We start from the raw sequence: 22211 nt of genomic DNA on the forward strand, positions 1-22211 counted from the left end.
AGCTTGCTGCTTTACTTACGCCCCATGTAAAGCACACATAATAAAGCGCCCTCGGGTAAACCCAAGGGCGTATTGAAGCTTTACCGATAAAGATAACAACCGAGTTATTTTATCAGGTTTACATATCCATATGTCGGTTTGAGCTTTGCATCATTTGCTTAACGCCTTGCTTTTCAAGCTCTAAAATTTGCTCGAGCTTTTCTTTACCGTTTTCTGTCTCAGCGCGCTCTAATAAGTACTCGTAAAGTTCGATTACTTTTTTGTGCTGCTCAGAGAGGTAGTTTTGAATCACCTTTTCATCAAATTCTTGGTCTTTGCTAATATCGTTAAATGTAATTAACTCGGGGTTGTCTGCAAAGTATTCGTAGCTGTAAGTATCTAAAGTGTTGATCTCTGTAATTGCTTTAAAGCCAACTAAGTCTTCAGCTAACTTTTTTTCATAATCTAAATAATAGTCCACTAGCATCGCGTTACGTTCATCAAGTAACTCCTTAACGCTGTAAAAATTTGCCGCCATTTGTGTGTGAAATAAAACGGTCCAATCGTACACTTCTTTAATTGTTTTAACTTGCATGTGCATTCCTTACTAAGTTGACTGTATAAGGTATAGGTTGCGTAAACCGTGCCAATATAAACTCAATTAAAAACAATGCATTAAAAATAAAAAACAACAGCTAGGCGGGTTATTTGGTACAAGTTACAAAATACGGGTAATTTTTATAGGGCAATAAAACGGGTATTGCCCACAGTGTGCTATTAGAGCCGGCTGAAATAGGAGCAGCTATCAAGCTCACAAGGGTACAAATCGTGCGCCGCGATTTAACCGCCCCTTCATTCAGCAAGTTTTAACTCACAAAGAACAACACCTATTGACTAATATGCTGCTTTTTCCACAGTAAATACACCGCAGGTATAACCAATAACGTAAGTATAATTGCGCTTAGCATCCCGCCTACCATCGGCGCTGCTATTCTGCTCATTACTTCGCTACCGGTGCCGGTGCCGTATAAAACGGGTAATAAGCCAGCAATAATGGTAGCTACCGTCATCATTACGGGGCGCACTCTTAGCCCTGCACCTTGCATAATAGCGTGTTGTAACGCTTGTAAGTTAAATGCAGTTCCAGTTTGCTCGCACTGCTGGCGTTGCTCTGTATAAGCTTGGTTTAAATATACAAGCATTATGACGCCTATTTCTACGGCAACACCGGCCAATGCAATAAACCCTACACCCACTGCCACCGAAAAGTTAAACGCTTCAAAGTACATCAGCCAAATGCCGCCCACCATAGCCAAAGGAAGGGTGGCAATAATAATAAGTACTTCGCTTAGGCATTTAAAATTAAGGTATAGCAGTATTACAATAATCGCGAGTGTAAGCGGGATCACATAAGTAAGCTTTGCTTTTGCGCGTTGCATGTATTCGTACTGCCCTGCCCAAGTAATTGAATAACCAGCGGGTAATTGTAGGTTATCGCCAAGTACTTGCTGAGCTTGTGCTACATAGCTGCCAATATCACTACCTTTAATATCAATTAAGCTCCACCCATTTAAACGCGCATTTTCGCTTTTAATGCCGGTAGGGCCATCTTCAATAAATACATTAGCAACATCACCAAGTGCAATATGTTGGCCTGATGGTGTAATAATAGGTAATAATTTTAAATCTTCAGGCGAAGCACGAAAGCTCTGCGGATAGCGTAAATTTACCGGGTAACGCTGTTGCCCTTCAATTGTCTCAGTCACGTTTGAGCCGCCAATTGCAGTGGCTACAACCTGTTGTATGTCGGCTATATTTAGATTATACCGTGCTGCTTTTTCGCGGTTTATATCCACTTTAATATAACGCCCTGTGGCTACACGCTCTGAATACACTGAGACTGTGCCGGGCACATCTTTTAACAATTGCTCAATTTGCTGCCCAATGTTTTGAATTTCTAACAAGCTTGGGCCCGCAATTTTAATACCTACAGGCGTTTTAATACCGGTGGCAAGCATATCAATTCGCGTTTTTATTGGCATAACCCACGCATTTGTAAGGCCCGGTAATGCAACTAAGCTTTCCAGCTCTGCTTTAATTTTTTGCTTCGTCATGCCCTCTCGCCACTGTGATTTGGGCTTAAATTGAATAAAGGTTTCAATCATTGTCAGCGGTGCGGGGTCGGTTGCGGTATCGGCGCGCCCTATTTTACCAAATACAGTTTTTACTTCAGGCACAAAGGCTATGAGCTTGTCTGTTTGCTGTAAAATTTTTCGAGCTTCACCAATAGAGAGCCCTGGGTAAGTTGTTGGCATATACATTAAGTCGCCTTCATCTAGCAAAGGAATAAACTCACTGCCTATTTTATTTACCGGATAAAAGCCTATAACCGTCACTATAAATGCAATAAATAACGTACTTTTTGGAAATTTAAGTACGGTGGCTAACAGCGGTTTATACCCTGCAACCAAGGCTCTATTAACAGGATTTTTATGCTCAGAAATGACCTTACCCCGAATAAAGTAGCCCATTAACACCGGTACTAAGGTTATAGCTAAACCGGCAGAGGCTGCCATTGCATACGTTTTGGTATAAGCAAGCGGGGTAAACATGCGCCCTTCTTGCGCCTCTAAAATAAATACAGGCATAAAACTTACAGTAATAATGAGCAAGCTAAAAAATAACGCTGGGCCTACCTCTGTGGCCGATTTAGTCACTATTTGCCAGCGGTTTTGCTTGGTCAGTGGCGTTTTTTCCATGTGTTTATGCATGTTTTCTATCATTACGATAGCACCATCTGTCATAGCGCCAATAGCAATTGCAATCCCGCCTAACGACATGATATTAGCGTTTACGCCTTGCCAATACATCACAATAAAAGCCATTAATATACCCATAGGCAAGGTAATAATAGCCACCAGCGATGAGCGCACATGAAATAAAAATACCACGCACACTAAGGCTACAATAATGAGCTCTTCAAACAATTTACTACTTAGGTTATCAACCGCGCTTTTTATTAACGTGGAGCGATCGTAAACCGGAATTATTTCAACCCCTTCGGGTAACCCTTGTTTTAAAGACTCAAGTTTTGCTTTTACCCGAGAAATCGTTTCTTGGGCGTTTTCGCCATAACGCATCACCACAATGCCACCCGCAACCTCACCTTCGCCATTTAGCTCTGCAATGCCTCGTCGCATTTGAGGACCTAAGCGTACATCCGCTACATCTCGTAATTGTAATGCACTCCCTTGGGCGTTAACTCCTAATGGAATGGCTTCTAAGTCGGCGACACTTTTAATATAACCTGTGCTGGTTACCATGTATTCGGCTTCAGCCATTTCGATTACTGAGGCGCCAGTTTCTTGATTACCTTGGCTAATTGCAGTTTGTATCAAACTAAGAGGAAGGCCATAAGCACGTAACTTAACGGGGTCTACAACCACTTGGTATTGCTTTATCATGCCACCTACAGCGGCTACCTCAGATACACCTTCAACGCTTTGCAGTTCAAATTTTAAAAACCAATCTTGCAAGCTACGAAGCTGGCTAATATTGAGCTGATTTGTTTTATCGACTAACGCATATAAATAAACCCACCCCACTCCTGTGGCATCGGGCCCAAGTTGTGCCTTTGCACTTGCCGGCAAGCGGCTTTCTACCTGACTTAAATACTCTTGTACGCGGCTTCGGGCCCAGTAAATATCGGTATTTTCATCAAAAATAATATACACATACGAGTCGCCAAAAAACGAAAAGCCGCGCACCGTTTTAGCGCCGGGCACAGACAGCATTGCCGTGGTGAGCGGGAAGGTAACTTGGTCTTGCACTACTTGGGGTGCTTGGCCTGGGTAGCTGGTTTTAACAATTACCTGTACGTCCGATAAATCCGGAAGCGCATCAACGGGTGTCTGTTTAACACTGTAAATACCCGCGCCAAATACAATAATGCTCAGTAACAAGACCAGAAAACGATTAACAACCGACCAGCGAATAACAGCAGCTATCATAATGACTCCCCATGCATTGAATGATGAGCTGCGCCTTCATCAGTAGGGTGCTCAGCAATTTTGCTTATTACAAATTCGCCCTCAATAATGCTAAACGTAAAATGAACCTGCTGATTAGGTGAAAGCGCACTAATATCAAGCTCTTTAGCAAGTATAAAGTCCATAGTAGCAGGGCCTCTGTTCCATTTAGCAATAGCCTCTCTACTAATATTAATAACCCGCTGCGCTGCGTTTATATTATTTATGGTCCCCATTACAGTGGCTGTTTGAACCGCTTCAGCCTTGTCCATCTCCATGTTAGGCATGTCGCTCATGGCGTGAGTGCTTGGTGCGCTCATACGCTTAAAGTCCGAGTCTTTACTCGATTCAGAGTCTATTAAAAACTGCGCAGCAGTCACAACACGGTCTTCTTTGGTAATGCCCGATAGAATAGCCACCTCATGGTGGCTAATTTGCCCTACTTTTACCGCCACCGATTTAAAACGCCCATTGCCTAGGGCAAGTACTACTCGGTTTTGTGCGCCTGTACGAATAAGCGCTTGCTTAGGTATAACTAATTGCGGTGAGTCACTGTGTGTGTGAATACTTACTTGGGCAAACATATTAGGCTTAAGTAGCCCTGCGGTATTTTCAAAACGCAGCCTTACACGTAAAGTGCGATTTTGAGCATTCAGTGCTGGGTAAATGTAATCTACTACGCCCTGCCACTGCTTACCTTGAATGTAATCAAGGGTCATTGTAACGGGAAGCCCTTTGCTCACTAAAGCTGCTTGGCGCTCAAATACTTCTGCCTCTACCCATACTTGATCTAATTTAGCGATGCTCATCATTGAGGTGCCAGGCTTAACATAAAAACCTTCACGTATATTAAGCTCATCAAGCACCCCACTTTGGCGCGCGTAAAATGTAATGTTTTGCATCACTTTTTTATTTTTTTCTAAGCGCTTAATAAAGCCATCAGACACATTTAGCGACGCTAAACGCGCCTTAGCAGCTCGGAGCAATACGCTGTTTTTTCTATTTACTGCGAGTAAAAATTCTTCTTGTGCGTTCACAAGTTGAGGAGAGTAAAGTGTGTAAAGTGGCTCACCAACACTAACGGGCTCTCCTTGCGCTTTTACAAATAAAGTTTCTATCCACCCTTCTACGCGAGGGTGAATATGGGTTAACTGATCTTGATTGTATTGCACATAACCGATTGTTTGAATATCACTTTGCAGTGTTTTAACTTGCACTTTACTGGTTTTAACGCCTAAGTTATTAACCACTTCAGGGGATATTTTTATAGTACCTGGGCTGTCGTTTTCAGCGTTTGCATATACAGGCACCAACTCCATCCCCATCGGTGATAGCCCTGGTTCATCGCGCCTATAGTTACTGTCCATGGGAGCAACCCAATACAGCGGCTTCGCTTTTTTATTATTAGCGGTTGTGGCTAAGTGCTCAGTGTCATCAATCAACCAACGATTAGTAATAAACATTAACGCGGCACCAATAAGCAGCGCTACAAGGTATTTTAAGTTAGTTTTCATTGTTTTATCCTTGTAACTCAGCCATTACTAGCGAGTCTAAACTGGCTGCGTAATAATTTAAGCGAGCAATAATTATGTGTTTGTCTATTTGAATATTAAGGGCATCTATTTTGGCGTTTAGCTCACTAATACGCGCGCGCATAACATCAGAAAAGTCGCCATCGTCACGGGTATACGCGTTTAAAGTAGCCTGAGCTTGCTGCGACATTTGCGGTAATAATGTGTTTTGATAAAGCGTATTGCGCTGCTCAATTCGCTCAAGCTGACTAACCTCTTTAAAGTACTGTCCTTTTAAGCTTTGTAGCGCCACGCGTTTGTCGGTTTTAATGGCCTCTGCATTAGCAATAGCCGCATTAACTTGCTGATCTTGCCTGTTGTCGGTAAATAAAGGTAAATCAATACTCACCCCCACCGAAAGCAAATCAGCACTAGATTCACCAGCTTTGTTATCAGCACGGTAGCCATAACCCATATTTACGCCAAGTTGTGGTTTATAACTTTGTTTAGCAAGGCTCACTTGTGTGCGTTTAGCGGCTATACGTTGATCTATAGCCACCATAGAAGGATGCGCCATAAGTAACTTAATGAGCTCATCAAAGTCTAAGCTATTAAATTGGGTAAGCGGGGCTGGCGCTGTAAAAGTTAGGCTTAATGGTTGGTGTAATATGCTCTGTGGTAACCACTGGGCTAGCCCTTGTTTAGCGGCATCTAGCTGCTGCGCTAATACAATCAGTTTATCTTCAAGCCGTGTGAGCTCCAATTGTGAGCGAATAATATCTTGCTGACGGGTTTTACCTAAACTACTGGAGTAACTGGCTTCGGTAACTTCAATTAACTGGCTAAACAATGCTTTATCTTGTTCAATTAACGCAATACTTTGCTGTGCTCTGTAGGCATTTAACCACAGCTCCATTACCCTAGCTTTTACTTGCGCCTTTCGCTGCGCCCTAAGCCACGGGTGCTCAAGTGCTTCTTCTTTTATTGCTTGTTGGCTAAGTGCCAGACTATTGCCACGGCTAAAGCTTTGGCTTATACCCAGTTTTAACTGCGTCATGTTTTCTTGATCAAACGCAAAGCCATCTACGGGTACACTTTGCAAACCTATGCTTAATACGGGGTCTGGTAGAGTACCTGCAGCAATACTTTGCGCTGTGGCGGCGGCTTGCTTTTGCTCACTGGCGCTCAGCCACGGCTCGTTATTGAGCGCTAGGTTTATGGCATCCGTTAAATTAAGGGTTGATGCTTTTGCTATGGCATCACTATTAAATACAGCACCAAATAAGGTGGCGCTCAATAATACAGCTTTAAAGATTACAGTGCGGGTCATTGCCTGCTCCATCTAAAATTAAAAATAAAATCTTAAATTAATAAGCAGAACAGGCGCTTTAAGCGAATATAGCTAAATTTCACTCATACCTATGGTGTTAAATTAGTCGTTATTTATAGCGACAGTTAAATAGAGTGATTACAAGGCATAAATATCGGCATGTAGGTGTTCTACATGAGGGTTTATAACGCTGTTAACGCTTTATTTGGCACGCTAAATGACTAAATAATCAAGTCGATTGGTATCACACCTATCCTGCGTTTAAGCAAACATAGGAGGGCGATATAAAGTATTACTAGGGGGGGAGGAAATACCGCTATTAAGCTGGGTAACTTTTTCACTCGATAACGAAAAAGCAGTAAATAAGGCCGGGGACGTTAAAATAGAGCTGCTTCCACAGCCATTTATGGGGCAATGACAATCATTTTGAACATCTGCTTCATCACTGCAGCAATCCATCTCCATCATACCTGTATGCAATTTACTCTCGCTCATTACATTTGTGGCATGCTTTGCTGATAGGCTCATGTGTGGCATTTCGCACTGCTGATTTACAGACGCAACGGCTTGCCCCACAAACGTGAGTAGCATCACAACAACGAGTAAATTTGAGTAAAAACGCTGCAAAACAAAACCTATTAAGTAAATTACCCAGTAATAATATTTGAGTTATTAAGCTAACTCAAATAATTAATTTTCTTTTTTAGGCGGTTTAATTAAGCTACTCGCTAAAATAGCAAAAATACAATAAGCACTAAAATACCAAAATCCCTCACCAAAAGTGCTATGCATAATTAGTAAATCGCTACTTTGCCCATGTGCATTGCCTGCCAAATAAGTCACTATTAACGCAATAACAAACACATCCACCATGCTCCACTTGCTCAGTGCGCAAATAACCACAGCTAACTTATTTTTAAATCTGCTGGGCGACAAGCAGCAATACAGTAATTGCAGCAGTAATTTTAAGCTTGGGATCACAATAGAGAACAACCCAACTAACGCCGCTACAAATAAATTATTATTATTAGCTAGCTCGTTTACGGTTCCCCAAATACTTTGTGTTTTGCTATACGCGTTTATTTCACCCTCTAATTTATCAAGTCCCAACATACTAGAGAACATCATTAACATACTGCGAGTACGGCCATCGCCTTCCTCAGCCAGCATTTCTATACCTGCTTTGGCGAGTTGCGATTTATCAATGTTGCCCTCAATCGATAATACAGGTTTGGTAACACCAGGAAATAACAGCCCTAATGCAACCACAATACTTAAAATAGATAACCAATTACGCATACTTATTCTGCAATAGCCTCTATAATTTCGTCACTATACAACAGTGCATCAAGAACATAATTAAAAATATGACCTATATGCAAATCACTGTTTATTGCCGGCATTAACACCGCTATTTTATCCATTTCATCTAGTTCAAACGCCCTAATAAGCGCAAGGCTTTGCCCTAAGATGCCCTCATTGTTTAATAATGCCTGGGCAATACTTTCATCTAGCGAAAACTCTTTAACAATTGCTTCAAGGTTTGTATCTAAAATTGCATCCATCACAGAAAACAACCCAACCAAGTAGCCCTGACCAACCATTTCTGCGTGGTTTTGCCCTAGCAATAGCGCAATAAACTGCGCTCTGGTTAAGGCAAGTTTTGTGAGTTCTGAGGGTTTATCGGCGCCTAATTCGCTCAGCGCCAGCACGCGTACCAGTTGCCTTATGCTGTCCTCTCCTAAATACACAACCGCTTGCGAAATAGAGGTAATGGTTAATTTAGTACTGCCCGAGCGGACATTCGCTAATTTCAATACTCGCGCTGTAATTGCCACATCTCTGGCTACTTGTTTTTGTATTTCATCAAAGCATAAAGATTCTTTTGCCGTAAAGCGCAGTAAATCAAACACAATCACCTTACCCGGCTCCACATCTTTGTAAGTGATCATCTCTGGGCGGGCAAAAAAGTAACCCTGAAATAAATCGCAACCGGCTTGTTTTAACGAGTGAAATTGCGCATGAGTTTCTATGCGCTCAACAATAATTTTTGCATGCGGATTAGCGCGTTTAATTTTTTTTATGCGCATATTGGTTTTAATTATTACATCGTCCATTTCAATTTTGATGTAATCTACATGCGCAAGTAATGGCGCCCATTTATCGTCGCCATCGTAATCATCTAAGGCAAACTTGTATCCCTCTTGCTTGAGCGCTTTCACGCGCTGAGTTACCTCAGCTATTTTGTTCGTACGCTCAACGATTTCTAACACACAATTTTGTGGTACTAACAATTTAGGAAAGTTTTCTAAAATAGTGGCTGAAGAAAGGTTAATAAACGCTAAATGATGCGCTGTAAGTTTGTCTGGCCCTAGCATCATCAGTGTATTAAAAAACAAACGGCTAGTTGCTTGCTCATCAGATGTTCCCACAGGAAATGCGTTATGGGCTGAATCGCGATAAAGCAGCTCATAAGCAAACACATTCTGCTGCGCATCAAAAATAGGTTGCCTTGCAACAAACTGTGTTAGCTTTTGTCCGTTCTGAAAAATATTTGTGGGATTCACTTAATAAAAACCTATCTAATTTGGCACTGTTTATTACAATTAGGTTATACACTGTAATTCAACTGCTATGAAGATTCTAGGATCATTGCAAGCGGAGTTAAATTACATAACACTCAAGGTTAAAAGTTTAGCAAAGGTTACTTATTTGTATTTTTTAAAGTTGTTTTTATCCTTATTTATTTTGCATCTTGCTACGCTTGCTCATGCCCAACAAAACCAGCCAGAACTAAATTACAATGTCAGTGCGTCAGGTAGTCACTACCCTTTTTACACCGGCAACCCAGAAAAACCCGGCATTTTGCCAGAAATAATCACCGCTTTAATGGCGCAAGCAAATATTACCGCCAATCACGTTGAGCTCCCCACTAAGCGAATTACCAAATACTTAGAAAACGGCATAATTGATTTTGATATAATCACTCTGAAATGGTTAGCGCAAAGCGAGCGAGATAACCCTTACTATATTTTTTCAGAGCCGCTGATCCCCGCAACCGAAATGATTGTCGCACTGCCTGATAACGTCGCGCAGTATCAAACTAAGCAAAGTTTATACTCTAAAGAGGTTGGTACAGTACTTGGCTACTACTACCATGATGATGCAAAATTTAACCGCGTCGATTTTCCCTCTGAAAAAGAGCTAATGATTGCATTATCTAAAGCGCGTATTGATGTTGCTATTATGGGTATTCATACCGCAGCATATTGGTCTAAACAATTAAATATTAATACTGAGTTTGGCGCCCAGCATTCGCATGGTTATTTAAGAGTGCGTTTACTTGCTAAACACAAAGCGTTACTGCCTAAAATTAACCAAGCACTTGCACACTTACATAGCAGTGGTTACATAAAACGCATTGAAGATAAATACATTAACCCAATATCCGCACAAAATTTAAGGGATTAGTATCGCCGCCCACCTTTGCTAGGGTATAATACGGCCAAATGTAAACCTCTTCCTATATAAGAACGCCTTATGAGTATTGAAAAAGCCTTAATCGAGCGCAGTAATAACCAGTGTGAATTATGCAGCGCAACCGAACACTTATCTGTTTACGAAGTGCCTCCTGTTACCGAAACCCATTCAGACAAATGCATTTACACCTGCCAAACCTGTAAAGATCAAATAGAAAACAACAGCGAGCTTACCCCAACACATTGGCACTGTTTAAACGACAGCATGTGGAGCCAAACACCTGCCGTACAAGTAGTGGCTTACAGAATGCTAACGCGCTTAGCTGTTGATAATGGCTGGGCACAAGATGCGCTAGATATGATTTACCTAGAAGAAGACACCCTTGCTTGGGCCAAAAAAGCCCTTGCTGAAGATGACGATATAAAACACGTAGACAGTAACGGCGTAGTGCTACAAGCTGGCGATACGGTTACTTTAATTAAAGACTTAGACGTTAAAGGTAGTAGCTTGACCGCCAAACGCGGCACAGCAGTACGCAATATAGGCTTAACAAATAACCCTGAACATATTGAAGGGCGAGTAGATGGCCAACGTATTGTTATTTTAACAAAGTTTGTAAAAAAATAGCGTTAAAGCATTATATTAAGGCGCATTAGCGCCTTTTTTTGTGGCTAAAAAAATTAAGCCATGATTAAGCTCCTCCCCCCTACACTTACCAGCAATATAGGAATAAGGAGCGCAAGCATGGCAAAGCAGCAATTTAGGTTTCAAAAACGTACATTTACTGGCTTAGGTTTATTAGCCCTGAGTACACTCACATTAGCGGGTTGTGAAAAACCAGCTAACGAATCACAATCCACAGTACAAGAAAAAAGCGTTATGGGTTTAACCACGCAAGTGAGCTATAAAGATCGCAGTATGCCACGCCCTGGCTCACAACTAATTGTAACGCTATCTGATGTGTCAAAAGCAGATGTAAAAGCCGAAATAATTACGCAACAAGTAATTGATATAAATAAAGCACCGCCGTATACCGTGGAGCTAGCTTATGATGACAACAACATTGTTGACAAACACCGCTATAACCTCACCGCTAGAATCATTAATAAAGACAAGGTTCTTTATACCAGCACAATGCAGTACGACCCTTTTAAAAATGCAAACTCGGGGATTCTTCACGAAATTGAGCTTGAAAAAGTCGCCTCACCTAAAAGCGATGTTACCCTTATAAATACATACTGGAAAGCCGTTACAATTAATGCGCAAACAGTCAGTGTAAGAACAAAAGAGCCATTTATACAATTTGATAAAGATAACCGCGTTAACGGCTTTTTAGGGTGTAATAACGTCAGTGGCAGCTATAGCACAGAGCAACATTCAATTTCGTTTAGCCAATTGGCAAGTACAAAAAAAATGTGCTCACAAAGCATGGAGCAAGAAGCGGCTATGTTAAACATGCTCAATAACACGCAAAAGTGGGCTATAGAAGGCGAGTCTTTAGAATTAAAAGATAGCAGTGGCAATACGCTTGCCACCTTTAATGCGGTTTATTTTAATTAAATAAAAGCCCAGCTGGGCTTTTACTTTACATAATGGCAGGCAGTTATTCGTCGACTAACTGCTCGCTTCTATAAAACCCGCTAGGCTCACTTAAAAGTTCAACTAACTCAGGTAATATGCTGTCCATAGTTTGTTTTAATTTCCACGGTGGGTTAATAACAATCATGCCTGATGCCGTCATACCGTGTACGTCAGTATCCGCTTGCGTGCCTAACTCAAATAATTGAATATTACGCATTCCCGACTCAATCAACCCTTGCTCCATCGTATTGATTCGCTCTCTATCAACAACGGGATACCAAATCATATATGTGCCGGTAGCAAAGCGCTGGTGCGCCTTAACTAGTGTGCTTACAACAGTTTCGTAATCGTCTTTTATCTCATAAGGCGGGTCAATAAGCACACATGCACGGCGCGAAGCTGGCGGAAGTAACCCTATTAATCCGGCAAAACCGTTTTCGCCACGTACGCGAATAGAGCGCTTACCTTGCATGTTTTGCTCAAGTAACTGTAAATCGCGCGGGTGTAATTCAAAAAACCAGCCTTTGTCTTGACGGCGTAAGTAATGCTCAGCAATTTTTGGCGAACCGGGGTAAAACGCCAGTTCGTCCCCATCATTAAACGATTTAATTAATGCAATATAATCGTTTAGCGCCTCGTGCTCACTGCTATGTTGCCAAAGCTTAGCAATGCCCTCTTTGTATTCTTGTGTTTTTTGGGCATCAGATGAACTTAACTCAAAAAATCCCGCACCTGAGTGGGTATCAATATAATCGAGGGGTTTATCTTTAATGGTTTGATATTGAAGTACCTGTGCAAGTACTAAATGTTTAAGCACATCGGCAGGGTTACCTGCATGAAAAGAGTGTCTGTAACTAAGCATTGTTAATTTTCGCTATACGCAATTTAATATCGGCAGTGAACCATAAGCTCTGTATTTTGGCAACCTATACACCGCTTAGCGAGCAGTTAAGTGAACCATTTATGAACAAAAAAGCCGCCACCCTGAATTATCACTTAATAAACAATAAAATTGTGCTAAAACCACCGTAAATGCTGGCAAAACAACACACTTTGCTTTACATTTGCATGACATTAATTACAGTTATATGAGCGCCTTTATGAACAACACAACTCTTCAACAACTCGAACAACTGATTGACTCGCTTATCGAGCGCAACAACCAATTACAAACAGATGTTGCTAGCTTAAAAGAGCAAAACGCAAAACTAAGCGACGAAAACGAAATTTTACAACTAGAAGCCCTTGAAAACGAAGAAAAGCAAAAAGATGCCAGCTCTACGTTAACAGGCTTACTTGATAAATTACAAAGCGCACAACAGGCAAACTAATGTCTGAGCTGCAAAACCAGCGGGTCACAGTTGAGTTGCTAGGTAAAGAGCAGCAGTTTGCATGCCCGGTTGGGCAAGAAGATGCATTAATAGCAGCAGCACAAAATTTAAATGACTTGGTTGAGCAAACAAAGCAACGCTCATCAGTTCGCAACGAACAACAGGCGATACTTTTAGCAGCACTTACACTTAGCCATGAGTTGCTAGAAGCTAAAACGCATGCCAGTGTAGAGCAACAGCAACAAGATCAACTCATTGATAAACTCAGCCAATGCTTGGCGAGTGACCCAATAAAAAAATAAAAAGCGCCCCGTGCGCTTTTTGTTTATTATGAGGGTAAATAAATGCTGCGCAGAGACACACAATGACATTAAAACCCCTTTTAGTAACTGTAATCCCCGCCCTTTTTATTACCCTTAGCCTATTTTCTCACTCTAGTAAGGCAGCGGTTACTTGGCAGCAAATAAACGAAAATGTACAATTTTTAAAACAACAAGATAAGCTACGTTTTTACGATTCCAACCAAGTGCTCATAGAGGGCGAGCAATGCGCACTCATGGTAGATGCAAGCGGAAACTTTGCAGCCGTTGAAGCACTGGCAAAACAATTAAAAAAACACCTTAAAACCCCGCTCTGTTATTTAGTTGCGACTCACTTTCATGACGACCATTTACTCGGCATGGCCGTATTACAAAACGCTTTCCCAAAAGCGCAGCTAATAGTGCATCAACAGGTAGCCGATAATTTTGCCACATACCAACAGGCTTATGATGATAAGTTAGCAGGCTATGAAAAAAGTATAGAGCTGAGCTATCAGCGCTTAGCCACATTGCCCGAGCAACAGCAAACACAGTGGCGCGAAAAGCTCTCTTTAGCTAAACAACGTTTTTTACGTTGGAAAAAATATCACTTAAAATCACCTAGCACCGTAATCAGCGAGCAACAAAGTATTGATTTAGGTAACTTTGCGGTACAAATAACGCCCGAAAAAGCCCACACAAACGGCGATTTAACACTTAGCACCAATAATGGCACGCTGCTAATAGGCGGCGATATTGTTGACTGGCTACCCTACCCAGGCCACGGCCAGTTACAAAATTGGCAAGCCTTGCTCAAACGCTATATTAATCAGCCTAATTTGCGTACAATACTTCCCGGCCACAACGGGACGCTTGAAAAAGCGCAACTTAAGCAGCCTTTAATGTTTTTAACAAATTTAATAACTCATGTGAAAAACAATAAAAAACAAACGCTTGAGCAACTTACTGAGAGTTTCCCTGCGGATGTTTTAGCACCATATAAACAAGAAGCGTTAAATACAAAGTCGAGCCAGTTATTTTTACAGGCTGGGCTTAAGCGCGCCCAGTTAATTGAGCACGCGCAGTAGTGTTATAAAATAAAGGATTGTAGATAAGAGATGAAGATGCGTGGATTGCTTGTAAGTTGTGTAATTATTTTTTTGTATGGCTGTAACAGCACACAAACACAACCCGAAACAGACGCACCACAAATTTTTACTCACTTTGAGCCAAGCTACGAAAACCAAATAAAGCTTGAGCCTGTACAGCCAAAACAATTGCAGCAAGCCAATACTGCGCCGCCAGTAAAGGCAAAAAAAACGATTGTAAAAAAGCGCCCCGCCAAAGCTAAAAACCTATGGGTGCATATTGCCAACAACCTACATTTTACGGTGTATCAAAATCGCGCCTTAAAAAAGCGTATTAACTGGTATTTAAAACAACCTAACTATTTGCCCACGGTAAATAAACGCGCCGCGCCTTATTTGTATCATATCGTAAAAAAAATTGAGCAAAAGCGCCTGCCTATGGAGCTGGCTTTACTGCCTTTTGTAGAAAGTGATTTTAGACCCACCATTGCCTCATCTCAGCAAGCAGTAGGTGTTTGGCAGTTAGTGGCCGCCACAGCGCATCATTTTGGGATTAAATCCGATCAGTGGTATGACGGCCGACAAGATGTACTTGCCTCCACCGATGCCGCACTTGAATACCTCAGCTATTTACACAAACGCTTTGATGGCGACTGGCTACACGCCCTAGCGGCTTATAATAGTGGTGAGGGGCGTGTTAAACGAGCCATTGAGCGAAATAAAAAACGTGGCAAAAGTACCGATTACTTTTCCCTAAAGCTGCCAAAAGAAACGGCCGACTACGTACCTAAACTGTTAGCGCTAAGCTACTTAGTTAAACACCCGCAAAAAGGTTTTAAGCGTCCTAAACTGGCTAATAAACCAATAACAACGCAAATGAATGTTGGCCAACAGTTTGATTTTTCGGTCATCGCTAAGCTCTCTGGGGTTGGCTCAAAACAGTTGCACGCACTTAACCAAGGCTATTTAAAAAATCAAAGCTCACCTAATGGCCCCCACTCATTGCTTTTACCTATCGGCCAAGATGCACTGTTAAAAAGTCAGTTTTTTAAGTCTAATTTTGCAGGCGAATACATCGTTAAAAAAAATGATACGCTATACAGCATTGCAAGGCGCTTCAACATGTCGGTAAACGCGTTAAAGCAGCTCAATGGCAAACAAAATAATATGATAGGCATAGGTGAAAAACTGCTGGTTGGACAACCTAAAACGCTCCCAAAATCGCTCACTATAGATTATCAAATTAGTCCTTATTTAGAGCCACAAGAAGTCGTGATCCCCACTCTTGAAATAGACTATGAAGTAAAACAAGGCGATAGCTTGTGGAGCATTAGTCAGCTTTACGAAGTGCCGCACAGTGATTTAGCTAAATGGAACAACTTAAGTGCCTCAAGCATTTTAAAGCCTGGCACGCAATTAACGCTATTTATTCCCCAGGCAGAAAAACCCAAACAGCCGCAGCAAAAACAAGATTTACTGCAAGATCTGCAAAAATCACTTATTCAACCACGCTGAGTTTATAAAGCTCGGTATTTCGCGTAAAATCGGCTTTTAACTTAGTCAAAAACTTAAAGAGACAAGCATGCAAATTAGCAAAAATTCAGCAGTTGAATTTCATTACACATTAAGCGAAGCGGGCGAGCAACTAGAAAGCAGTGTAAACCACGCGCCTCTTAGCTATATTCATGGCAGCGAAAGCATGCTTCCTGGCTTAGAAAAAGCCCTTGAAGGCAAAGCCGCAGGCGATAAGTTTAGCGTAACACTTGAGCCAAGCGAGTCATACGGTGAGCGAGTTGACGATTTAATTCAGCGTATTCCGCTTAAGCACCTTCAAGGTGACGTAAAAGTGTGGAAACCAGGTATGACTGCGATGGTGCACTCAAACCAAGGACAACACCAGGTAACATTAGTTAAAGTAGGCCGCTTTAATGCTGATTGCGATTTAAACCACCCGTTTGCAGGCAAAACGCTAACGTTTGATTTAGAAGTGGTATCGGTTCGTGAAGCAACCAGTGAAGAGATTTCGCATGGCCATGTTCACGCTGAAGGCGGCTGTGGTCACTCTCACTAATCACACACCTTAAATTAGGAGCAAATATGTCTAAGGTTGCTATTGTTACAGGCGGTACAAAAGGCATTGGGTTAGCGGTTGTAAAACGCTTTATTGAAAATGGCTACACGGTGCACAATTTGGATATTGAGTACAGCGAGCTGGGGGTTTTTCACCAATGCGATGTGAGTAATGTTAGTGCTGTAAAAGCATGTATTACGGCCATTTGTAAACAAAGCCCACGCATAGATGTACTTGTTTCTAACGCCGGTAAACACCTCAGTGCTAGCATAGAGGATACCGATGAGGACACTTTCGATGCATTATTTGCATTGAACGTTAAAGGGGCCTATGCGGCTGTACAAAGTGTACTACCCAGCATGAAAGCGCAAAACAATGGCGCTATTATTTTAATAGCCTCAGATCAGGCAATAATTGGTAAACCTAACTCGTTTGCCTACAACCTGACAAAACATGCTCTTGCTTCTATGGCAAAAACCACAGCGCTTGATTACGCCCAATTTAATATTCGCGCGAATGCGGTATGCCCAGGGACAATAGAAACCCCTCTATTTCACAACGCGATAGATGCTTATTGTAAAAAAAGTGGGGCTAACAAGGCTGATATAGTGGCAGAAGAAGCAAGCCTTCAACCGCTAAACCGCTTAGGACAAGCTGATGAAGTTGCCGCGTTAGTTAGCTTTTTAGCAAGTGATGATGCAAGCTTTATAACCGGTAGCCTACAAAATATTGATGGCGGCTATACCACACAATGAGCACATGCCGATGAGCCTGAAAATTATTGACCCCCACGTGCATTTTTTTAACCTTGCCGAGGGGCAATATACTTGGCTGCAAGGCGAAAACCCACCAGCATGGCCAAATTTAGAGTTAATAAAACAACCTATTAGCGAAAAAGAGCTACTAGAGAGCAGTGACTTTACCCTCGTCGGTATAGTACATATAGAGGCAGGTTTTGATAACAACGCCCCCATTAACGAACTTAATTGGCTAACGGCGCATTTAAAAAAGCTTCCCTTTAAAGCCATTAGTTACGCTCAGTTAGATTGCGCACCTGTGCAATTTGCAAAAGCAATAAACGCCCTTGCCCACCCCCATTTAATAGGCATACGGGATATCACCGAAGGCGCAGATGCACAGCGATTATTAAACCCAGAGTGCTTTAGTAATTTGCAAACCCTTTGCCAGCAAGGGCTGCATTATGAAGCCCAGTTTGAGCTTGAAAATACCGCAATAGCCGCTCAGCTTGCTCGTTACGCTAAGGCGCTGCCTCAGCTAAAAATAATAATAAACCATGGCGGCCTACCTAATAATATTAATAACTGGCAGCAAAGCATTCGCATGCTAAGTGCGCACAATAATATAGCGATTAAGTTTTCGGGTTTTGAGCTTTTAGCGTTGAATTTACAACAGCAACAAGATTGTTTTGAAACTATGTTCTCGTACTTTGGCGAGCAGCGCATTATGTTTGCGAGTAACTTTCCGGTTTGCCAAATTAACGCAAGCTATAATGATGTTTGGCATAGCCATCAAGCTTTGTGTAAAACAAATAAAATATGGCACAACCTTAGCTACGCCAATGCTAAGCATTTTTATAACATATCCTAGATAAGCTATATTAAATTTAACCACTTACGTAAATGCGGCAATGACTATGACATTACATTCGCGATTATCAGCCCTTGGCATATTAACTATTTTAAGTGGTTGCGCATCTAACACGCAGCCTACTCCTAAGCTGCATCATGCCTTACTTACCGAGCCAAATAGCCAAGCGGTAGAGCGTGTTATAGAGCGCTTAATGCATATAAAAAACGTAACGCTTGCTGACGATACCTTTATTCACACCAGTACCTTTACTCTTAAAAACACAAACCGTAGCGATATAACAGCCAATCAACAGCTTAACTTTCCCGATCAATTTGAGTTAATGATAAACAATAATCGCTGCTATATACGCCACCTTGATAGTAAAGCCACCGCTGAGATAAAAGGCGTTACGTGTACAATTAATCTTGCCAATTAAACCCACTGACTATTCAAATGGTATTGCTCATCGGTATTAGAGAAACACAGCTATAAAAAAGCCGGTAAGTGAGCTATCACTTACCGGCTTTTACTTTAAACAATAGTATTTAAATAACGCTCTTTAAATAAAGCTTAAATTATTTAATTTCTACACGCTGCGAGCGCATAACAATCTCATCATTTAATTCAATGCCTAAGCCTGGCTCTTCTGATACTTCAAAAAAGCCATTTTTTGGTTGTGGATCTTGTAAGCACAGCTCTCGGTTCCACTTTTTAATGGCATATGTATGATGCTCATGAATCAAAAAGTTAGGAATAGCGGTTTCTAAATGAAGCGATGCAGCAGTGGCAACAGGCCCGCCACATACATGCGCCTGAATACGCACATCAAAAATATCGGCGTAGTCACACACTTTTTTAGTTTCAGTAAAGCCACCACATAAACCGATATCGGGTTGTAGTACATCAATGCTTTGATCTTCTAAATAAGGACGCACACCCCAGCGGTTGTATAAACGCTCACCACCTGCAATTGGCACTGCCACTTTATCTGCTACTTTTGCATGTAAAGAATGGTTTAAGTAGTTAACTGGCTCCTCGTAGTACATGCAATCAAACTCTTCGGCTATTTCACCAATTTGTATAGCAGAGGTCGCGCCAGGTAAGCTGTGGCATTCAAAAATAATATCCACTTCGTCACCAACTGCTTCACGTATAGCTTGCATACGAGCACGGTATAGCTTCATTTCACCACGAGAAATTATTTTAGTACGGTCGTAATACGTATTACCGTCTTTATCGTATTGGATAGGGTCCACTTTTACTGCATCATAACCTTCGCCAATCGCTTTTAACGCCGCTTCTGCGTATTCTTGCGGTTGTACTAACGCTTTAAATTCGCTGTCCCAATCAAACTGTAACTGCGATGCATAAGTACGCAGCTTATCGTTTACTTTACCGCCTAGTAATTGGTATACCGGTAAACCAAGTGCTTTACCTTTTATATCCCAAAGTGCTGTATCTATGGCGCTCATTGCTGCATAAACAACAGGGCCGCCACCTAAACCCCAAAAGCTTTCGCGCAACATACGCGACCATAACTTTTCGGTTTGAAACGGGTCGTGCCCAATTAAAAAAGCATCAGCCATTTCTTTTATCATTGCTGCTGCTGCGCTGTGGCCTAAATCGTAAGCTAAACCAGCTTCACCTACACCACTAATACCTTCATCGGTATGAATACGTACAAAAACCGGCGTCCAAGCTGGACGCTCTGGGCAATGAATATCAAATACTTCTACGCGATTTACTTTCATTAAAATTCCTTATTAGCCACGCAGGCTATTGTGCAAAACTGGGATCAAGTCGGTACGCTTTTCGTAACATGGCAGGCCACGCTAATTGCCCACCTGTGCTGCCGCTATGTACCACATTAGCTTGGTTATAAATATTGTCGATAATTGGCTGCGGCACCGGAATAACCTCTTGTGAGCTGGCTTGTAATGCAAGCTGAATTTCGCAGGCACGTTGCAAGTCATAAAAACGCATAAAGGCATCGCCTACGGTTGGGCCTACGGTTAAGCCACCATGATTTACCAATAGCATATGATTGGTATTGCCTAAATCATCTTGTAATACTTTGCGCTCGTCATCATTTACAGCCAGCCCTTCATAGCCATGGTACGACAGCGAAGGGAGCGAAAACATAGAGTATTGGCTTAGTGGCAATAGGCCATTTTTTTGTGTAGCAACGGCAATGGTTTCTTTAGTATGTAAGTGAATAACACAATGAGCATCTTCACGCACTTCGTGAATTGCGCTATGGATAGTAAAACCAGCTGGGTTAATGCTAAAGGGGGTGTCGTCAATAATATTGCCGTGCAAATCAACCTTTACTAGGTTTGATGCAGTTACTTCGTCAAACGTTAAGCCAAACGCATTTACAAGGTAGTGATCAGTGCCAGGTAAACGTGCCGATAAATGCGTGTATATTAAATCCCCCCAACGAAAATGCTCTACTAATCGGTAGCAAGCTGCTAAATCTACGCGCAATTGCCACTCTTGCTCCGTCACTTTATTTTTTAAATCTAGTTGGGGTAAATCAATCATAATCAGCCTTTTAAAATACGTACAACAACAAAAGTACGAATAGATGTTTAGAAGTCTAAAGCAGTATTAATTTTATAGCAAACACAAACAAAACAGCCACACAATTGTGTGGCTGTTTACGCTGCGCTTTAATTTAAAACGATAATACGTTTTTAAACGCGGTGCTTTATTTTACCTTTGAAAGGTAGTCAGCAATTGCTTCAAACTCTTCGTCCGTTACCGTTGCAACCATTGCTTTCATTGCGGCAGTCATACCATTGCTACGCGCGCCCGATTTAATATCTTTCATTTGGGCCACTAAATAGTCTTTGTTTTGACCATTAATTTTAGGGTATGCGCCCATAATAGGTGCTTTACCTTCTGCACCGTGACATGTTTGACACATTTTTTGGGTGTAAAGGGCTTCGCCATCAGCAGCGGCGGCGTTAAACGAAAAACTTGCGGCTAAACTAATACCCGCGCCTACTATTAGTGCTTTCATCTTGCTCATTATATTTACTCTTCTTTTTGACGGTTAGAAAATAGTCTATTGATTGTAGTAAACAATCTAGTAAAAAGCATACGTATCAATTTACGTTAGGCGATCAAACAAACATGACTACGTTTTCAGCCATTGTTGTTAACTTTAGCAAACAATACTGAACAGACACTTACCATACTAAATCATCTGGTACTTCAAAGTCTGCATATGGGTCGTCTTCATCTTTTGGTTTGTTTTCAGGTTCAACATGAAAAACAATGTACTTTTCATCAACTTCTGCGACTTTACGCGCCGGCTCATCATCGAGTACGTAAAACTGCCCTTCCAGTACACAAATAGCTAAACGACCACCCGATAACGCTTTTTGGGTTTTCTCGTTTACATCTATCCCTTTTACTTTGTTATCGTAAGTAAAATTAAAGGTACGCTCACCACGAATAGAGTCTTGGTTATGGTGCTCAAGTATTTGCTTAACACGAGCAACTTGCTCACGTTGCTTAAGCTCTTCTTGGCGCGACTGGTTAAGTTCTTCAGCCTTTTTTTGCTGCTCTAATTTAGTTTGCTGTATGTGCTTTTGCAGATCGCTTGGGTTACTGGTAGCCCCTTTTTTTTGCTTTTTTTGTTGCTTACGTTTTTCTGACTTAGCAACTTTAGCTTTGTGCGATGTTGTTAACCCTGCTTGCAGCAATTGGTCTTGTAATGAACCCATGGCTTTGTTCCACTAAAAACTTATATTAGGTTTATTTTAATCACCAACGAGTACAAATAACAGTGCTATTAGCATTAATCTAGCAAAGGGCTGCATATACACTTTGATTTAGCGCAATTGTTGATGATTTAACCTATGAAATATAAGCCATTTTTCATATACTTTGGCTAACTTATCAGCTTATGTTTT

23 protein-coding genes are annotated in these 22211 nt (G+C 41.5%); 11 read left to right on the forward strand and 12 right to left on the reverse strand.

From position 1 onward, the window contains the following. Positions 1-118: 118 nt before the first annotated feature. From VOI46_RS14940 to VOI46_RS14970, 7 genes are all read right to left on the reverse strand, one after another. Positions 119-574 carry a hypothetical protein gene (locus VOI46_RS14940; protein ID WP_004587628.1) on the reverse strand — a complete coding sequence of 152 codons (456 nt, stop codon included), beginning with the start codon at positions 572-574 and terminating at the stop codon, positions 119-121. Positions 575-866: 292 nt separating this feature from the next. Continuing rightward, complete coding sequence (locus VOI46_RS14945) at positions 867-3989, reverse strand: efflux RND transporter permease subunit (RefSeq protein WP_004587629.1); 3123 nt, start codon at positions 3987-3989, stop codon at positions 867-869. Then, positions 3986-5521, reverse strand: coding sequence for an efflux RND transporter periplasmic adaptor subunit (locus VOI46_RS14950; RefSeq protein ID WP_004587630.1), 1536 nt, complete (start codon positions 5519-5521; stop codon positions 3986-3988). Before VOI46_RS14950 ends, VOI46_RS14945 begins: the two co-directional genes overlap by 4 nt. Positions 5522-5525: 4 nt before the next feature. Continuing rightward, complete coding sequence (locus VOI46_RS14955) at positions 5526-6848, reverse strand: TolC family protein (protein ID WP_004587631.1); 1323 nt, start codon at positions 6846-6848, stop codon at positions 5526-5528. A gap of 261 nt (positions 6849-7109) precedes the next feature. Continuing rightward, positions 7110-7475 carry a hypothetical protein gene (locus VOI46_RS14960; protein ID WP_282337671.1) on the reverse strand — a complete coding sequence of 122 codons (366 nt, stop codon included), beginning with the start codon at positions 7473-7475 and terminating at the stop codon, positions 7110-7112. 63 nt (positions 7476-7538) lie between these two features. Continuing rightward, positions 7539-8147, reverse strand: a complete 609-nt coding sequence (locus VOI46_RS14965) for a paraquat-inducible protein A (RefSeq protein ID WP_004587633.1) — start codon at positions 8145-8147, stop codon at positions 7539-7541. 2 nt (positions 8148-8149) lie between these two features. Then, positions 8150-9415 carry an EAL domain-containing protein gene (locus VOI46_RS14970; RefSeq protein ID WP_004587634.1) on the reverse strand — a complete coding sequence of 422 codons (1266 nt, stop codon included), beginning with the start codon at positions 9413-9415 and terminating at the stop codon, positions 8150-8152. A 145-nt stretch (positions 9416-9560) separates the two neighbouring features. Between VOI46_RS14970 and VOI46_RS14975 the strand changes: the two genes are divergently transcribed. The 3 genes from VOI46_RS14975 (at position 9561) to VOI46_RS14985 (ending at position 11888) form a co-directional block, all read left to right on the forward strand. After that, complete coding sequence (locus tag VOI46_RS14975; protein WP_039972241.1) at positions 9561-10319, forward strand: transporter substrate-binding domain-containing protein; 759 nt, start codon at positions 9561-9563, stop codon at positions 10317-10319. Between the two features lie 69 nt (positions 10320-10388). Beyond that, positions 10389-10955: an alkylphosphonate utilization protein gene (locus VOI46_RS14980; RefSeq protein ID WP_004587636.1), complete on the forward strand. Its 567-nt coding sequence runs from the start codon at positions 10389-10391 to the stop codon at positions 10953-10955. A gap of 117 nt (positions 10956-11072) precedes the next feature. Continuing rightward, positions 11073-11888: an META domain-containing protein gene (locus VOI46_RS14985; protein ID WP_004587637.1), complete on the forward strand. Its 816-nt coding sequence runs from the start codon at positions 11073-11075 to the stop codon at positions 11886-11888. Positions 11889-11931: 43 nt separating this feature from the next. Here the strand turns inward: VOI46_RS14985 and rlmJ are convergent, their stop codons facing one another. Further along, positions 11932-12771 carry a 23S rRNA (adenine(2030)-N(6))-methyltransferase RlmJ gene (rlmJ, locus tag VOI46_RS14990; RefSeq protein ID WP_004587638.1) on the reverse strand — a complete coding sequence of 280 codons (840 nt, stop codon included), beginning with the start codon at positions 12769-12771 and terminating at the stop codon, positions 11932-11934. Positions 12772-13009: 238 nt separating this feature from the next. On the opposite strand from rlmJ, the gene zapB reads away from it, so the two are divergent. The 8 genes from zapB to VOI46_RS15030 all read left to right on the forward strand — a co-directional run bounded on the left by zapB (position 13010) and on the right by VOI46_RS15030 (position 18724). Continuing rightward, positions 13010-13240, forward strand: coding sequence for a cell division protein ZapB (gene zapB, locus VOI46_RS14995; protein WP_004587639.1), 231 nt, complete (start codon positions 13010-13012; stop codon positions 13238-13240). Further along, entirely contained in the window at positions 13240-13542 is a 303-nt protein-coding gene (locus VOI46_RS15000) for a cell division protein ZapA (RefSeq protein ID WP_004587640.1), read from the forward strand. Before zapB ends, VOI46_RS15000 begins: the two co-directional genes overlap by 1 nt. A 62-nt stretch (positions 13543-13604) precedes the next feature. Continuing rightward, the gene (locus VOI46_RS15005; RefSeq protein ID WP_004587641.1) at positions 13605-14627 is read left to right on the forward strand and encodes an MBL fold metallo-hydrolase; all 1023 of its coding nucleotides are present in this window, start codon (positions 13605-13607) and stop codon (positions 14625-14627) included. A gap of 36 nt (positions 14628-14663) precedes the next feature. Then, entirely contained in the window at positions 14664-16142 is a 1479-nt protein-coding gene (locus VOI46_RS15010; protein WP_004587642.1) for a LysM peptidoglycan-binding domain-containing protein, read from the forward strand. A 67-nt stretch (positions 16143-16209) separates the two neighbouring features. Further along, complete coding sequence (locus VOI46_RS15015; RefSeq protein ID WP_004587643.1) at positions 16210-16698, forward strand: peptidylprolyl isomerase; 489 nt, start codon at positions 16210-16212, stop codon at positions 16696-16698. A gap of 26 nt (positions 16699-16724) precedes the next feature. Then, positions 16725-17453, forward strand: a complete 729-nt coding sequence (locus VOI46_RS15020) for an SDR family oxidoreductase (protein ID WP_004587644.1) — start codon at positions 16725-16727, stop codon at positions 17451-17453. Between the two features lie 10 nt (positions 17454-17463). Beyond that, a complete protein-coding gene (locus VOI46_RS15025) occupies positions 17464-18306 on the forward strand; it encodes an amidohydrolase family protein (RefSeq protein WP_004587645.1) in 843 nt (280 codons plus the stop codon). 40 nt (positions 18307-18346) lie between these two features. Next, positions 18347-18724: a hypothetical protein gene (locus tag VOI46_RS15030; protein WP_138725018.1), complete on the forward strand. Its 378-nt coding sequence runs from the start codon at positions 18347-18349 to the stop codon at positions 18722-18724. 139 nt (positions 18725-18863) lie between these two features. Here the strand turns inward: VOI46_RS15030 and VOI46_RS15035 are convergent, their stop codons facing one another. From VOI46_RS15035 to VOI46_RS15050, 4 genes are all read right to left on the reverse strand, one after another. Then, the gene (locus VOI46_RS15035; RefSeq protein WP_004587647.1) at positions 18864-20039 is read right to left on the reverse strand and encodes a mandelate racemase/muconate lactonizing enzyme family protein; all 1176 of its coding nucleotides are present in this window, start codon (positions 20037-20039) and stop codon (positions 18864-18866) included. 25 nt (positions 20040-20064) lie between these two features. Further along, the gene (locus tag VOI46_RS15040) at positions 20065-20832 is read right to left on the reverse strand and encodes a class II aldolase/adducin family protein (RefSeq protein WP_004587648.1); all 768 of its coding nucleotides are present in this window, start codon (positions 20830-20832) and stop codon (positions 20065-20067) included. Positions 20833-20998: 166 nt separating this feature from the next. Continuing rightward, positions 20999-21322: a c-type cytochrome gene (locus tag VOI46_RS15045; protein ID WP_004587649.1), complete on the reverse strand. Its 324-nt coding sequence runs from the start codon at positions 21320-21322 to the stop codon at positions 20999-21001. Positions 21323-21482: 160 nt separating this feature from the next. Beyond that, positions 21483-22022: a DUF2058 domain-containing protein gene (locus VOI46_RS15050; protein ID WP_004587650.1), complete on the reverse strand. Its 540-nt coding sequence runs from the start codon at positions 22020-22022 to the stop codon at positions 21483-21485. Positions 22023-22211 lie beyond the last annotated feature (189 nt).

Origin of the sequence: Pseudoalteromonas sp. CuT4-3, assembly GCF_035666335.1 — a bacterium.
In the GTDB taxonomy this organism is placed as follows: Bacteria; Pseudomonadota; Gammaproteobacteria; order Enterobacterales; family Alteromonadaceae; genus Pseudoalteromonas; species Pseudoalteromonas atlantica.

Excerpts from the sequence above, each read along its gene's own strand:
- VOI46_RS14940 (WP_004587628.1), bottom strand. The coding sequence starts at position 574 with ATGCAAGTTAAAACAATTAAAGAAGTGTACGATTGGACCGTTTTATTT.
- VOI46_RS14945 (WP_004587629.1), bottom strand. The coding sequence starts at position 3,989 with ATGATAGCTGCTGTTATTCGCTGGTCGGTTGTTAATCGTTTTCTGGTC.
- VOI46_RS14950 (WP_004587630.1), bottom strand. The coding sequence starts at position 5,521 with ATGAAAACTAACTTAAAATACCTTGTAGCGCTGCTTATTGGTGCCGCG.
- VOI46_RS14955 (WP_004587631.1), bottom strand. The coding sequence starts at position 6,848 with ATGACCCGCACTGTAATCTTTAAAGCTGTATTATTGAGCGCCACCTTA.
- VOI46_RS14965 (WP_004587633.1), bottom strand. The coding sequence starts at position 8,147 with ATGCGTAATTGGTTATCTATTTTAAGTATTGTGGTTGCATTAGGGCTG.
- VOI46_RS14980 (WP_004587636.1), top strand. The coding sequence starts at position 10,389 with ATGAGTATTGAAAAAGCCTTAATCGAGCGCAGTAATAACCAGTGTGAA.
- VOI46_RS14985 (WP_004587637.1), top strand. The coding sequence starts at position 11,073 with ATGGCAAAGCAGCAATTTAGGTTTCAAAAACGTACATTTACTGGCTTA.
- rlmJ (WP_004587638.1), bottom strand. The coding sequence starts at position 12,771 with ATGCTTAGTTACAGACACTCTTTTCATGCAGGTAACCCTGCCGATGTG.
- zapB (WP_004587639.1), top strand. The coding sequence starts at position 13,010 with ATGAACAACACAACTCTTCAACAACTCGAACAACTGATTGACTCGCTT.
- VOI46_RS15000 (WP_004587640.1), top strand. The coding sequence starts at position 13,240 with ATGTCTGAGCTGCAAAACCAGCGGGTCACAGTTGAGTTGCTAGGTAAA.
- VOI46_RS15005 (WP_004587641.1), top strand. The coding sequence starts at position 13,605 with ATGACATTAAAACCCCTTTTAGTAACTGTAATCCCCGCCCTTTTTATT.
- VOI46_RS15010 (WP_004587642.1), top strand. The coding sequence starts at position 14,664 with ATGCGTGGATTGCTTGTAAGTTGTGTAATTATTTTTTTGTATGGCTGT.
- VOI46_RS15015 (WP_004587643.1), top strand. The coding sequence starts at position 16,210 with ATGCAAATTAGCAAAAATTCAGCAGTTGAATTTCATTACACATTAAGC.
- VOI46_RS15020 (WP_004587644.1), top strand. The coding sequence starts at position 16,725 with ATGTCTAAGGTTGCTATTGTTACAGGCGGTACAAAAGGCATTGGGTTA.
- VOI46_RS15025 (WP_004587645.1), top strand. The coding sequence starts at position 17,464 with ATGAGCCTGAAAATTATTGACCCCCACGTGCATTTTTTTAACCTTGCC.
- VOI46_RS15030 (WP_138725018.1), top strand. The coding sequence starts at position 18,347 with ATGACTATGACATTACATTCGCGATTATCAGCCCTTGGCATATTAACT.
- VOI46_RS15035 (WP_004587647.1), bottom strand. The coding sequence starts at position 20,039 with ATGAAAGTAAATCGCGTAGAAGTATTTGATATTCATTGCCCAGAGCGT.
- VOI46_RS15040 (WP_004587648.1), bottom strand. The coding sequence starts at position 20,832 with ATGATTGATTTACCCCAACTAGATTTAAAAAATAAAGTGACGGAGCAA.
- VOI46_RS15045 (WP_004587649.1), bottom strand. The coding sequence starts at position 21,322 with ATGAGCAAGATGAAAGCACTAATAGTAGGCGCGGGTATTAGTTTAGCC.
- VOI46_RS15050 (WP_004587650.1), bottom strand. The coding sequence starts at position 22,022 with ATGGGTTCATTACAAGACCAATTGCTGCAAGCAGGGTTAACAACATCG.